We start from the raw sequence: 12,604 nt of genomic DNA, 5'->3' as shown, positions 1-12,604 counted from the left end.
AAAAGGGATTGGGGATTACACTGCCAATATAAATTAGGAATAGCGAAAAAATGTTTAAAAAAGTATTGTATCCGACAGATTTCTCGGATTGCGCCACGAAGGCGCTGGAATATGTGAAGAAATTGCGAGAAGCGGGGGCGGAAGAGGTTGTGCTCGTGCACGTGATAGATGTGCGAGAGATAGAGGCAATGGCAACGGGTGTAGCGGCGCTCGGAATGACAACGGCGGAGTATGAGAATGAACTTCAAAAGAAGATGCGGGACGAAGCGGAGAAGAAATTAGAGCCGATCAAGGAGGAGCTAAAAAGTGTCGGGTTGAAAGTGAGTGTGAAAACACCTGAAGGAATTCCGTTCAAGAAGATACTCAGGATTACAGAGGACGAAGACGTTTCACTCATCGTGCTCGGCTCGCACGGGAAGAGCAATATCAGAGAGATGCTGCTCGGTTCGGTCTCTGAGAAGGTGGTTAGAGGTTCAAAACGACCTGTGCTGGTGATAAAGAGGGAGACTACGATTATGTGGTAATGTAAAATGCTCGTTAAGAAGGTGGAGATAGCACAAGTCATGCCATGCATCGCAGACCCTGCGAAGATAAGGGTGATTGCGAAAGCAGACCACCGACTTGAGGAAGTCCTGCCTTTTCTCGATAAGATCATACCGACCGCACTCTACTCGGAAAAGGCGGGCTTCTTAACATACAAGCGAGGGCTCAGCATCATCACTTTGCATGCCTCCGGCGAGATTGCAATGACGCAGATAGCAGACAATGAGGAAGCTGTGAAGATACTGAACGAAATAAAAGATAAGATTAACGACACGTGGGCGCGAAGAGCGGAGATAGACCTGAGTGAGTCAAAAGAGAGGGTTCAGCTGGGTCCGCTTGATTTGTATGCATATCTGCCGAAGACGAACTGCGGAAAATGTGGTGAGAAGACGTGCATGGCTTTCGCTATGAAAGTTCTCAACGAAGGTAAGAAGCTCAGTGATTGCACTGTTCTCGCGGAAGATAAATACAGGGGTGCAAGGGATACGCTGGTCTCTTTGCTCGAATCTGCGGGATATGAAGTATAGGAGTATGAGTATGGGTAGCAATAAAAGAATCAATGAAAAGGGATAACATAACTTAATGTTGAATTGAACGCTTATCTACTCAAGCAGCAAATTTAGTTCTTATTTCTTACCTCTTATAAATCAATATCAGATGATAAACTAACAAACTACATTGGATTTGCTTTTATGTTTGTTATACTGGCTTCTACTTTTTCTATGGCTTATCACATTCGTATCATTAAAAAACTCTCTCACACATTCATATTCGGATTGAAGCTTGAGCCACCGATGCTTGTTACTTATTACCTATTAAGTATAAGTAAAGTATATAAAGATAATGACAAAATGGGAGAGTGGTTAGAGGCTTTCAAGAATTGCAAGCTCTGCAGCTGGGAATGTGGTGTTAACAGGTTGGAAGGCGAGATAGGCGTTTGCGGTGTCGGCGTTCCTGAAGTGGCATATTGCAACCTTGCCCAGGTACTCCGCAGTTATTCGGTAACGATGCTCGGGTGTAACTTCAAATGCATATATTGTAATGCGTATCGGCTATCGCAGTACCCGGGCAGCGGCTGGTTCTACCGAGGCTATGTTACACCTGAAGAGCTCGCTTCAGAAGCTGTACAACGAATTGAATCACAGGAGGGGCAGGCAATGGGTGTGGACAGGATGAGTTTCACAGGCGGAGAGCCCTCAATACATCTGCCATACATAAGGGAGGCGGTGGAGCATGCAAGGGAGCAGATGCCTGAGGTGGGTGTTGGATTCGCCACCAATGGGTTCATGAGTTTGAATATACTCCAGCAGGTTATACAGCTCTGTTCTTATGTTACTTTCGAGATAAAGGCATTCAATGATGACACACATCGAGCTATAACAGGTGCGCCAGTTGAACCAGTTCTGCGTAATGCCGAATACCTGATCAGGAACGGTAGGGGCAGAATCCGTGCATTCAGAACGATTGTGATACCGGGAATTAATGATGAAGAGATAGAGGATATAGCGGAGTTTATCGCTTCAATAGACCCTACGGTGCCACTGCGTATTATACCGTTCAGACCAAATTATATCCTGTATTACCATCCAGGACCGACGAGTGCGAGGATGGAGGAGATAGGCAAGGAGGTGTCAAAGAAGAGTGGCCTGGAGAATGTCTGGTGGGGCGGTTATTATCCGATGGAGATATCAAAGCGGGTAATTGAGACTGCACGCGAGTTAAAGAGCATGAACCATAAAGGAGCAAAACTTGCACTTGCATATTCGAGACTTGCAGGTTGTATAAGCAGCAACAGGAACTGTGGGGAATGCCCTTCAAGAACAAACTGCCCGGCTGCTTTGAAGGAGCCATGGCTGCTCGATCTTTAATCTTTAAAGTATCCAATAATTTGTTATTGGTTATTAACCGTTTCGGGCTTAGTATTAAGTGTGGTAGTAAAAGGTGCAATGACAATGAGATCGTCATAAGCATAATAAGCATAAGCATAAGCGGCTATTTATTAGCGATAGCTGCGGCGCTTCCAACTTCGCAGTAACTTACCTGACTTTGTCATCTCTCTCATTTCCTCATCAATACTCCTTCAGTACCTCATAGTATGTATTCCTCTGTGCCACCGGTCTGCCAAGAGATTTCACCGCTTTCACAATCTCCTCCGGCTTCATCGGGCTGTGCTCCCTGCCTGCTGCCGTTACCACATTCTCCTCCAGTATCGTGCCTCCAAAGTCGTTTGCACCGAAGGACAATGCCAATTTCGCAACCTCGCAGCCCTGTGTCAGCCACGATGCTTGTATATTCCTTATCGAATGGAGAACTATTCGAGCTATTCCCAATACCTGTAAGTATCTTCCCACAGACACGGGTTCTTTTATCGTTTCATGGAGCGCAGTGTGCCATGGCTGGAAAGTCCATGGGATGAACGCAGTGAAGCCTTTCCTCCTGTTCTGCAAATCCCGCACCCGAAATAAGTGCTCCACAATCTCTTCATCGCGCTCTATATGCCCGAACATCATGGTCGCTGTCGTTCTCATCCCCATCTTCTGCGCTGTATCCATCACTTCTATCCATCCATCTGCACTGAGCTTATTCGGACTAATTTCAGTTCGCACCCTATCACTGAGGATCTCAGCACCACCGCCAGGCAGAGAATCCAGTCCCGCTGCCCTCAATCGTGCCAGCGTCTCTTTTATACTCATGTCTTCATGCATCGCAACAAAGTGTATCTCAGGCGGAGAGAGGCTATGAAGCTGAACGGTTGGGAATTGACGCTTTATTGCAGAAAATAAATCCTCAAACCATTCAATACCAATTTCAGGGTTTAATCCACCCTGGATGAGTATCTGGGTCGCACCAGCTTCGATTGCTTCTTTTACCTTGCTTAATATCGTTTCCTTACTCAGGATATAGCCATCTCGTTCACGGTTCGCATAGAACGCGCAGAATTTGCACCTCGATACACACCTGTTTGTGTAGCTTATGTTCCTATCAATAACGAACGTCACGAGTTCTCCACATCTCGCTCTCCTTATCGTATCTGCAATTCTACCAATCACAGGTAAAGGCAGCTCGAACAGCTCTAAAGCCTCATCAAATCCAAGGTCTATACCTCTAAGATTCTTATCCACATAGCCATAATCATAATAATCTATACTCATGACATTTAGCCTCAAAAATTTCGAGTCCCTTCCTCTCTCGCTCGCCCAGTCGATATGTGAGTGTATTGAGATACCTCTCAAGAAGTTCATCGGGCATACTGAATCGCTTCTTCGCTTCCCTTAATACCTCTTCTATATTCTTTTCACCCCACTCCAGAGACCTCATGACCGCACTGTTTGCTTCACTCATGTCAATACCATTTGGTGATACAGAGATACCAAATACCATAGGATATCCTGTTAACTCATGCCACTCCTCTCCAAGATCCATAACAACCCTGTATCTCTCCCGCGCTCTCAATGCTTCATCACCAATCACGAGTGCATAAGTGCCATGTTTAAGCAGCTCGCCCGCTTCAATCTCATTCAACTCATAAATCTCGTTTCTCCACCCCTTTTCTTTTAGAATTACCTTCAGCAGGTTTAATGATGTCACAGTCTGATTAGTAACCGCTATACACCCCTCTTCGTCCCGTATCCCCCTTTCTGATACGAGAAGCACACTCAAAACACTATCTTTCGAGGCGACACAGAACTCATAACTCCGCAGTCGCGCTTTGTTCTTTATATAATAGAATGAAGGCAGAGGTGCGAAATCTAGCTCACCGCGCTCGAACATAGCAGTAAGCTCTCTTGGCGAGCCCTCATATACCTCCATATCTGTATCTATGCCGCTATTCTGCTCCAACAGGAAATACGGCAGGAAGTTATTAAGGAACCCAAATTTGCCGATCCTCACTTTTATCACTTTTTACTTCTTCCTGATTTCCCCCCCTGTTATTATACGATATATTTAGAATAAACATCCCTTCTGATATAAAAGAGGAGACGGTTTAATACAGAACAGCTATAGGTTAATTTACTATAGGGCTTTCTAAGTCCATTGTGCGATAGAGCAGACTAATAAAAAAACGTGGTTAGAAGGAACTATGGATATATCAGGGGCAGTAATAGTCGAATAAGAAGAAAAGGAGCAATATGTAGATGGGCTATTATTATTTCTGCAAAAGTATAGATATAAGTGAAATGCAGTAAGGAGTAGGATTGTTGGCTATGGATAGAAAGTATAATCATGGAAAAAAAGCATCACTATTTGATTTCATTAAAAAAGATTCATCGATAGATACCCGTGCAAAAGATTTTAACTCAGTACTTTCAATGCATCTCGAAAGAGAAATAGCCCCGCTATCTTGGATTTTGGGTCATAATTTTAATAAAGGGCATTTTGAACTTTTTGAGGATGTAGGTCAGATATATGAGTTGCAATTAGCCAAAATGGAATACGAAACTCTAAAAGAGAATTTAGAACTTTTCAGGAAAAGAACTGCCTATTTTAAGTTAGTAAATGGAGAAAAATCGTATCATTACTTTATTTCAATGGTAAAAGGAAAGGGACAAATTGGACACACAAATCAGTATCTCACTCATTGGTTTTATCCCTATAAGGGAAAATTTCACGGGCAAATGATAAAAGCAATAATAAATTTCATAGGTGCTTCAGGTGAGGACATAATACTGGACCCTTTCATGGGCTCCGGGACAACATTAATAGAAGCATCCGTTGTTGGAACAAAGAGCGTTGGTATTGAGATAAATCCTGCTCTTTCTATAGTTTCACAGATAAAATTGGACTCACTAAAAATAAACTATCCGGAATTTTCGGAAAATATCAAAGTGAGCGACCTACCAAGGATCTTTAAATACTTTAGGGATGCAAGGGAATATTTGAACGAAAGAAAATGGGAAATAGAAGCAAATAATCAAAATGCAAAAGACATTTTAATAGAACTCTGGGAAAATCATTTCCAGAACTCTTTTATTAAAGATTATCCACTTGAATGGAGAAACTTACTTCTTCTTATCTATCTCCACGCTTTATCTGATTATACTTACTTGAAAGGAACGAATAAAGAGAGATCTTTTGAAGAGTTTTTCCGTATAAACTTTAGCGAATATTCCATGACGCTAAACAGTGCATATAAAACATTCAAACAACTTAATATAATCCCTAAAGAATGCACCATTCTTCTCGGGAGTGCTATGAATCTACCACTTGAGAATAATAGAGTCAAAGGGGTAGTGACATCCCCACCTTACAGCATAGCTTTGGATTATGTTAGAAATGACCTTCATCTTTTAAATTATTTGGGAATTGATACAAGAAGGTTAAGAAAAGAGATGGTCGGATTAAAAGGGAAAAAGATGGAGAAATTAAGAATGTATGAAGAAGATATTAGGAAAAGTGTAGAGGAAATGTATAGAGTTTTAAGGAAAGAAGGATGGGCAGCAATTGTGCTTGGTGATGTAGTAGTAAATGGCAAAAGAACTGACTTTTGTAAAAAAATAATGGAGTGGGCACCGGAAATTGGTTTCGTGGACGCTTATGCTATGAAACGTCCTATTTTGGGTGGATTCGCAAGATTGAGATATGAATATGTGCTTTTCTTACAAAAGTAGGGGGTGATAAAATGTTTGAAAGCATGGATATTGGCTTGAAAGCATTTATAAGAAGTTTTATGAAAAAATTTGGGATAGATGAAACCTCAACAGAGGAATCAAAGATTTTTGAAGATTTTGCAAATTATGTAGTTATCTCGGACGTTATTAGGGGAGAATATCAGGTTTTTAATAATGTATCTACAGGGTACAGTAGGGGTATTGATGGGATAGCAATAATAGTAAATGGCAGAGTCATGAATGAACCTCAAGATTTAGAGAGATTAGGCGATGATGAAAAGCTGAAAGTAGAGATTATATTTATTCAATCTACGCTTAGATCTTCTTTTGAATCCCAAAAGTTCTCTTCTTTTGTAGATTCTGCCATTAGCTTTTTATCAGGTAATTCGAAAATTGAACCCTTTTCTGAAATTGTGAATAAATTATTTAGTGAAAATGAGAGTTATATTGACAATATGCTGCAAACACCAAAAGTCTCGCTGTATTTTGTATCAGGTAAAACCTCACACAAAATAGAAAATGTTCAGTTGGACGATCAGAGGAATAAAATTACCAATAGATTAGACATCGCTAATAAATACGAGTTGAACGATGTATATTTCTGGCAGAAAGACGAGTTAAAACAGGCTTTTGAAAAAATTCCTAAATATTATAAAGTATCTTTAGAAATTGATGAAAGTGTTCAACTCTCCCCAAGATCTAACATAGAAATTAGTTTGTTATCGGCAATTAAATTTAACGAGCTTGAAAAACTAATATTAAACTCAGAAGGCTATATCAGAGAAGATCTTTTCGTAGAAAATCCAAGATTTTATTTGCGAGAGACATCAGTAAATGCTGACATAAGAAAAACATTAGAAGATCATGACCTACGAGAGTATTTTGCATATTTGAATAATGGGTTGACAATAATTTGCGATAGCATAGAAAGACACCCTACTCGAGATAAAACATATGTCCTTACACACCCAAGAATAATCAATGGATGTCAAACTACACATATACTGTACGAAAAATATAAAGAAAACCCTAATGCACTAAAAAATGTTGATGTGATTGCAAAGATAATTGCAACAAATAACAAGGATCTAAAGGAAAGGATAATATTTTCTGCTAATAACCAAAATGCTATCGATAAAGATTTACAAGCACTTAATGAGTTTCATAAAAAGATAGAGGAATGTTATATTGCAACGGATGAAATTATTTTAAACCCTCAAAAAAGAGTTAAGTTATATTACGAGCGTCTAAGAGGACAATATTCAGATGTGGAACCGTATTATACAAAGATAAACATTGAAAATGCGGCAAAAGTATATATATATCCACCTTATTAAAGGAACCTCACAAAATGAAAAGTAATGCAATCAAAAGAATTAAAAAATACATTGATGAAAAAAAGATATTTTACACAGAAGATGATCCTTCTAAGTATTATTATTGCGGTATACTTTACTTCTGGCTTAATAATTTTATTATAAATTACGAAATTAGATTAAAAACAAAAACTATGGACATGCATTTGTTGTTAAGTGTGGATTTATTCTTAGAAATAGAAGGTAAAAAGACTATAAATCAAAAAATAGAATTGTTAAATAATAAAGACAATGCGTTTAAAGTGTTCTCTGGGGCTAACGATCATATGGAAAAGCAGCAATATTTGTTTGAAAGGAGAGGTTTCTATTCATCTCCTAAAACAAAAAAACTAATAGAATCCATAATATCGCATAGAATGTAATGATAAAATGGAAGAGAATGTGAAGAAATCTATTGAAAGCTATCTTGAAGGTTTTTTACATGGTCTCATGAATAAGTATGATTCTAAAGTGGTAAAAGATGAAATTCTAAAGAAAGCTGTCTTTGATGAGGAAAAAGGCGAGCATAAACCATTTCATGCAGCTCTTATACCTGCTGAGCTTCTAAGAATCCAAAGTTTTTTCAGATCTTTTAGTACTTCTTTGGGGCAGGGAGTTTTTGAATATATTGCAAAAATAGTGGCAGAATCAAATGATAAGTGGATTGAGGTAAGATTAAATCACAAATTTGAAGCATTTGCTTCCCCTAATATTCAATCAGCAGTAGATACTTTTATAGAAAGCATATTGAACAAAAAGGCGAGTCCATATCCATATCCTCAATTCTCAAAGCCTGATTCTGAAAATGCAAAAAATATTGTGGTAGATTTGTCATTTAAAGACCGAGAAACAGGGGCTATATATTTTATAGAAATAAAATCCCCAAAGCCAAACAAAGACCAAACCCGTCAAACAAAGGAGAAATTTTTGTTCCTTATAGCAACATATCCAAAATCCAAAGTGTATTATGCGTTACCCTATAATCCCTATGGAGAAAGGAAAGAAAATTATAGGTGGAGTTTCACAAAGATGTTTTTTGATTTAAATAACGAGATTCTTGTAGGTAAAGAATTCTGGGATTTTCTTGGAGGAGAAAATACCTATGAAGAGATACTAAGAATCTTCAAATCAGTAGGAGAAGCGAAAGGAAAAGAGATAACAAGAAGACTGATAAAAGGAGTCTAATATGGTCACTACCACTACTACTGCTCGCCCAAATTGCTTTTGTACTGATCTTCTCACAATATGGAACAGTTATAGCTTAATTTACTATAGGGGCTTTCTAAGCCCTTGGTGTGCAATAAGTCGTTATACAAAAGCTTGTCAGAGTTGGTCACTGCGAAGTTGAAACGCCGCAGTTATCAATACGAGCCGCTAAGAAGTGGGGAAATTCGATTTTATCCACTTCATTCTTGTCAAGTTCTATCTCTGTCGTATCTCCAAAGCTCTTGTAATTTTCAACAGCCAGTTTTTCTATCATAAATCGTAATTATGCATCAAATCAAAGCTTAAAATAAAAATTTTTCTATCACCATATTTTATTTATCTTTTATACTTTATATAGCGAGAGAGAGACCATGCTCAGGATAACCTTTCTTGGTACCGGGGGTTCAACACCCACACCGAACAGGAATCCGTCGGCAATAGCTGTGAATCGAGAAGGTGAACTGATGCTCTTCGACTGTGGCGAGGGCACACAGCGGCAGATGATGAGGGCGAAGACAGGAATGGCAGTAAGTTCTATCTTCATCACGCATTTCCATGCCGACCATGTGCTTGGTATTCCGGGTCTACTACAGACGATGGCATTACAGGGTCGAAAGGAGCCATTGGAGATATTTGGACCGAGGTATATAGATAAATTCCTCTATCACCTCCTCTCGCTCGGCTATGTGGGCAAGGGGTTTGAAGTAAAGGCTATCGAATTGAAACCCGGCGATGAGGTCAGGAGGCAAAGATACAGGATTAAAGCGATTAAAACCGTGCACAATGTCGAGAGCATAGGCTATGTCCTGGAAGAGGATGTGAGACCCGGGCGATTCAATCGCGAGAGAGCGATAGAACTCGGTATCAAACCCGGACCTCTATTCTCCAGATTGCAGTCAGGGCACACAATTACGGTTGATGGGCGTGAGATAAGACCGGAGCAGGTTCTGGGACCTCCGAGACCGGGCAGAAAGATCGTATATACCGGTGATACAAGACCCTGTGAGAGTGTGGTGGAAGCGAGTAGAGGTGCTGACCTGTTGATACACGATAGCTCCATGTCTGAGGAAGTGAAACAATATGCGATAGAATATATGCATTCAACAGCTTTAGAAGCTGCGGAAGTAGCAAAGGAAGCAGGTGTAAGAAAACTGATCCTCACACATATCAGTGCACGATATTCTGACCTTGGGAGTGCAATGAGACTGGAGGAGGAGGCGAAGCGTGTATTTGAGAATGTAGAAGTGGCAAAGGAGCTGATGACTGTAGAGGTCAGGTATCGGGATTCATGATTCGTGTTTCATAAACATAAACGCATGAGCATATCCATGAGTATCTCGTTCTCCTCGTCTTTACGGACCGCGAACCTTATGTGCGATGGCAGCCCGAAGGATGTACAATCTCTTACCGCGAGTCCATGGCTCAACAATCCGGCTCTCACTTCGCTTGCAGCACGACCACGACCAACATCGTAGATATAGAAATTAGCATCCGAATGGATACCCAATGCGCGTTCCAGTCTCCTCTTACTCATTGATATCTTCTCCCTCGTCTCTTCAATGAACCTATCGCCTGCAGCTCCAAGCACTGCTTCGCCTATACGCTGTGCAAATATGCTCACACTCCAAGGAGTCTTTAATTTCCGCAGTACGCTTATTACCGGTTCTGAGCCAAGAGCATATCCCACTCTCACGCCCGGTATAGCGAACGATTTTGTAAGTGAGCGTAGAATGAGCAAGTTCCCGGTAGAGGACATATAAGAATGCGAAGGGAACGCATCGTTGACGAAATCAATATACGCTTCATCGAACACCAGCAGGGCATCCACTCGTTCCGCCTCGTCTATCAGTAGCGATAATCCCTCATCCGGGATGTACTGACCTGTTGGATTATTCGGGTTGCACAGGAATACCACGTCACCGGGCTGCATCGTTTCTGATATCAGTTCTGGCTTGAGTTCCAGACTGGGCATTTCTACCTTCTTCACTTCTGCTCCCATCATCCGCACCGATTTCTCGTATTCTCCATACGTATATGCCGGTATAACTGCGCGTTTTTTCACGAATCCAATAGCAACGAGTTGTATGAGCTCAGATACTCCCGCACCTACAAGAACTTCAGACTCCAGGCATCCAAACTTACGCGCTATCAGCGCCTTTAACTGCTCGCGTTCTACGTTCGGATAGTTCTTTATCTCACCCATACACGCTTTTAGCACATCGAATATGAAATCAGGGGGTCCATAAGGGTTCAGGTTCACACTGAAGTCCGTAACACCTCTAACTATGGAACCTCCATGTTCACATTCCCTCAGCTCCTCTACCCTTACCGCTGGCTCCACCATTCTAAGCTAAGAGTAGTATTGCCCTTGCCCTGCCGCCAGCAGCTCCTCCTCTATCCTCAGTAGTCTATTGTATTTGCATGTTCGTTCACCCCGCGCAGGTGCTCCTGTCTTTATTATAGCGGCATTTATAGCAACCGAGAAATCGGCGATGAAGGTATCTTCAGTCTCGCCAGACCTGTGACTGACGACCCTCTTATAGTCGTTTGCCACTGCCAGCTTAGCGGTAGCAAGAGTCTCTGTGATGGTACCTATCTGGTTCAACTTGAGCAGTACAGCATTTGCAGCTTTATTCGCTATGCCCTTCTCTAACCTCTTCTCATTCGTCACGAAGAGGTCATCACCAACGATTATCTTCTGTGGCATCTTCGCCGTGAGCGCTGCAAATAGCGAGAAAGACTCCTCTTCAAATGGGTCTTCTATCAGTTCTATCTGATACCTGTCCACAAGTGCCTGATAGAAATCGATCATCTCAGAGTCGTCCTTCTCCATACCATCTATTTTATATTTGCCGGTTGCGGAATCGAAGAAAGAAGAAGCAGCAGCATCTATACCCAGCTTTATCTCGCTCTCTGTGTAACCTGCTTCCTTTATTGCCATCGTAATTGCATCTAATGGTTCCTCAGTCCGCTTCATCGGTGGTGCATAACCGCCCTCGTCTCCAACATTCGTCGCTATCGCACCGTATCGCAACTTCAAGACTTCCTTCAGTGCGTGATACGTCTCCACTCCTGCTCTTAAATTATCACAGTACCGATGAGAGCCAGAGGGTAATATGAGAAACTCCTGGATACTCAGTTCATTACCTGCGTGCTTACCACCATTTATCACATTCATCATCGGTATCGGGAGTTTGTAATGGTAACTGTGGTGCTGCTGACCGTGCTGACCGAGAAGCTCCTCGCTTATATAACGGAATAGCGATTTATTCAACGAGTTTGCCGCGGCTTTACAGACAGCCATGGAAGTACCAACTATTGCATTCGCACCCAGTCTCGATTTGTTCTCCGTTCCATCCAGCTCTATCAGATGCTCGTCTATACCTCGCTGGTCAAGTGCGTTCATACCTATCAACCCGGTTCTTATCTCTGTATTGACCATCTCAACAGCTTTGAGAACGCCCTTACCACTATATCTACTTTTATCACCATCTCTCTTCTCCCATGCCTCTTTCCTACCTGTTGAAGCTCCAGAAGGTACACTCGCGCGTCCGAAGCCGTTTTTGGTATGCACATCCACTTCCACTGTTGGATTGCCACGCGAGTCTAAAATTTCACGCCCTCTTACCTCTATTATCTCTGTCATGCTCCTCTATTGGGCATATAACATGAAAAGTTTTGGTGGTACAACGTAATCGCAGGAATCCAATCATCATGTATCCTTCCATTTGCATCCCTAAATTCTGTGCAATTGATAAAAGAGCCGTCTAAGGTTGTATATGTTTGATTATGGATAATTTCCGGATACGAACCTGTTCTGATGGTGTAATTGTATGCGACACCCGCATGCAAAGTGAAAGGTTCGTTAAAGGAGAGATTGTGCCAATCGCC

13 protein-coding genes and 1 pseudogene are annotated in these 12,604 nt (G+C 41.5%); 8 read left to right on the top strand and 6 right to left on the bottom strand.

Going from position 1 to position 12,604, the window contains the following annotated elements; translation table 11 throughout:
* The first annotated feature begins 50 nt into the window (after window positions 1-50).
* The 3 genes from J7J01_07370 (at window position 51) to J7J01_07360 (ending at window position 2,411) form a co-directional block, all read left to right on the top strand.
* Window positions 51-524, top strand: a complete 474-nt coding sequence (locus J7J01_07370; protein ID MCD6210691.1) for a universal stress protein — start codon at window positions 51-53, stop codon at window positions 522-524.
* A 6-nt stretch (window positions 525-530) separates the two neighbouring features.
* Complete coding sequence (locus J7J01_07365) at window positions 531-1,070, top strand: hypothetical protein (GenBank protein ID MCD6210690.1); 540 nt, start codon at window positions 531-533, stop codon at window positions 1,068-1,070.
* A gap of 324 nt (window positions 1,071-1,394) precedes the next feature.
* Window positions 1,395-2,411 (top strand): radical SAM protein, encoded by a 1,017-nt coding sequence (locus J7J01_07360; GenBank protein MCD6210689.1) that lies wholly within the window; start codon window positions 1,395-1,397, stop codon window positions 2,409-2,411.
* Between the two features lie 201 nt (window positions 2,412-2,612).
* Here J7J01_07360 and mqnC read toward each other — a convergent pair whose 3' ends face one another.
* Complete coding sequence (gene mqnC / locus J7J01_07355) at window positions 2,613-3,695, bottom strand: dehypoxanthine futalosine cyclase (protein MCD6210688.1); 1,083 nt, start codon at window positions 3,693-3,695, stop codon at window positions 2,613-2,615.
* Window positions 3,676-4,443 (bottom strand): menaquinone biosynthesis protein, encoded by a 768-nt coding sequence (locus tag J7J01_07350; GenBank protein ID MCD6210687.1) that lies wholly within the window; start codon window positions 4,441-4,443, stop codon window positions 3,676-3,678. Before J7J01_07350 ends, mqnC begins: the two co-directional genes overlap by 20 nt.
* Window positions 4,444-4,742: 299 nt before the next feature.
* On the opposite strand from J7J01_07350, the gene J7J01_07345 reads away from it, so the two are divergent.
* The 4 genes from J7J01_07345 to J7J01_07330 are packed head-to-tail and all read left to right on the top strand — an operon-like array spanning window position 4,743 to window position 8,692.
* On the top strand, window positions 4,743-6,152 hold the full coding sequence (locus J7J01_07345; GenBank protein ID MCD6210686.1) for a hypothetical protein: 1,410 nt from the start codon (window positions 4,743-4,745) through the stop codon (window positions 6,150-6,152).
* Between the two features lie 11 nt (window positions 6,153-6,163).
* Window positions 6,164-7,489 (top strand): AIPR family protein, encoded by a 1,326-nt coding sequence (locus tag J7J01_07340; GenBank protein ID MCD6210685.1) that lies wholly within the window; start codon window positions 6,164-6,166, stop codon window positions 7,487-7,489.
* A 14-nt stretch (window positions 7,490-7,503) separates the two neighbouring features.
* Complete coding sequence (locus J7J01_07335) at window positions 7,504-7,890, top strand: hypothetical protein (protein ID MCD6210684.1); 387 nt, start codon at window positions 7,504-7,506, stop codon at window positions 7,888-7,890.
* A 7-nt stretch (window positions 7,891-7,897) separates the two neighbouring features.
* Window positions 7,898-8,692, top strand: a complete 795-nt coding sequence (locus J7J01_07330; GenBank protein MCD6210683.1) for a TdeIII family type II restriction endonuclease — start codon at window positions 7,898-7,900, stop codon at window positions 8,690-8,692.
* Between the two features lie 148 nt (window positions 8,693-8,840).
* On the opposite strand, the gene J7J01_07325 is transcribed toward J7J01_07330, so the two are convergent.
* Window positions 8,841-8,987, bottom strand: a complete 147-nt coding sequence (locus J7J01_07325; protein ID MCD6210682.1) for a hypothetical protein — start codon at window positions 8,985-8,987, stop codon at window positions 8,841-8,843.
* Window positions 8,988-9,084: 97 nt separating this feature from the next.
* Between J7J01_07325 and rnz the strand changes: the two genes are divergently transcribed.
* The gene (gene rnz / locus J7J01_07320) at window positions 9,085-10,005 is read left to right on the top strand and encodes a ribonuclease Z (GenBank protein ID MCD6210681.1); all 921 of its coding nucleotides are present in this window, start codon (window positions 9,085-9,087) and stop codon (window positions 10,003-10,005) included.
* 8 nt (window positions 10,006-10,013) lie between these two features.
* On the opposite strand, the gene J7J01_07315 is transcribed toward rnz, so the two are convergent.
* The 3 genes and pseudogenes from J7J01_07315 to J7J01_07305 form a co-directional block, all read right to left on the bottom strand.
* Window positions 10,014-11,057 (bottom strand): histidinol-phosphate aminotransferase family protein, encoded by a 1,044-nt coding sequence (locus tag J7J01_07315; protein ID MCD6210680.1) that lies wholly within the window; start codon window positions 11,055-11,057, stop codon window positions 10,014-10,016.
* A gap of 6 nt (window positions 11,058-11,063) precedes the next feature.
* Window positions 11,064-12,359 (bottom strand): annotated as a pseudogene (gene eno, locus J7J01_07310) (phosphopyruvate hydratase).
* On the bottom strand, window positions 12,356-12,604 hold a 249-nt coding region (locus J7J01_07305), incomplete at its 5' end, for a hypothetical protein (protein ID MCD6210679.1). The pseudogene eno and the gene J7J01_07305, both read right to left, overlap by 4 nt.

The sequence above is a fragment of the Methanophagales archaeon genome, assembly GCA_021159465.1.
Classification (GTDB): Archaea; Halobacteriota; Syntropharchaeia; order Alkanophagales; family Methanospirareceae; genus G60ANME1.
The sequence above is the reverse complement of the archived record's forward strand: the minus strand, read 5'-3'. Positions and strand labels throughout refer to the sequence as shown.

Excerpts from the sequence above, each read along its gene's own strand:
- J7J01_07370 (MCD6210691.1), top strand. The coding sequence starts at position 51 with ATGTTTAAAAAAGTATTGTATCCGACAGATTTCTCGGATTGCGCCACG.
- J7J01_07365 (MCD6210690.1), top strand. The coding sequence starts at position 531 with ATGCTCGTTAAGAAGGTGGAGATAGCACAAGTCATGCCATGCATCGCA.
- J7J01_07360 (MCD6210689.1), top strand. The coding sequence starts at position 1,395 with ATGGGAGAGTGGTTAGAGGCTTTCAAGAATTGCAAGCTCTGCAGCTGG.
- mqnC (MCD6210688.1), bottom strand. The coding sequence starts at position 3,695 with ATGAGTATAGATTATTATGATTATGGCTATGTGGATAAGAATCTTAGA.
- J7J01_07340 (MCD6210685.1), top strand. The coding sequence starts at position 6,164 with ATGTTTGAAAGCATGGATATTGGCTTGAAAGCATTTATAAGAAGTTTT.
- J7J01_07335 (MCD6210684.1), top strand. The coding sequence starts at position 7,504 with ATGAAAAGTAATGCAATCAAAAGAATTAAAAAATACATTGATGAAAAA.
- J7J01_07330 (MCD6210683.1), top strand. The coding sequence starts at position 7,898 with ATGGAAGAGAATGTGAAGAAATCTATTGAAAGCTATCTTGAAGGTTTT.
- J7J01_07325 (MCD6210682.1), bottom strand. The coding sequence starts at position 8,987 with ATGATAGAAAAACTGGCTGTTGAAAATTACAAGAGCTTTGGAGATACG.
- rnz (MCD6210681.1), top strand. The coding sequence starts at position 9,085 with ATGCTCAGGATAACCTTTCTTGGTACCGGGGGTTCAACACCCACACCG.
- J7J01_07315 (MCD6210680.1), bottom strand. The coding sequence starts at position 11,057 with ATGGTGGAGCCAGCGGTAAGGGTAGAGGAGCTGAGGGAATGTGAACAT.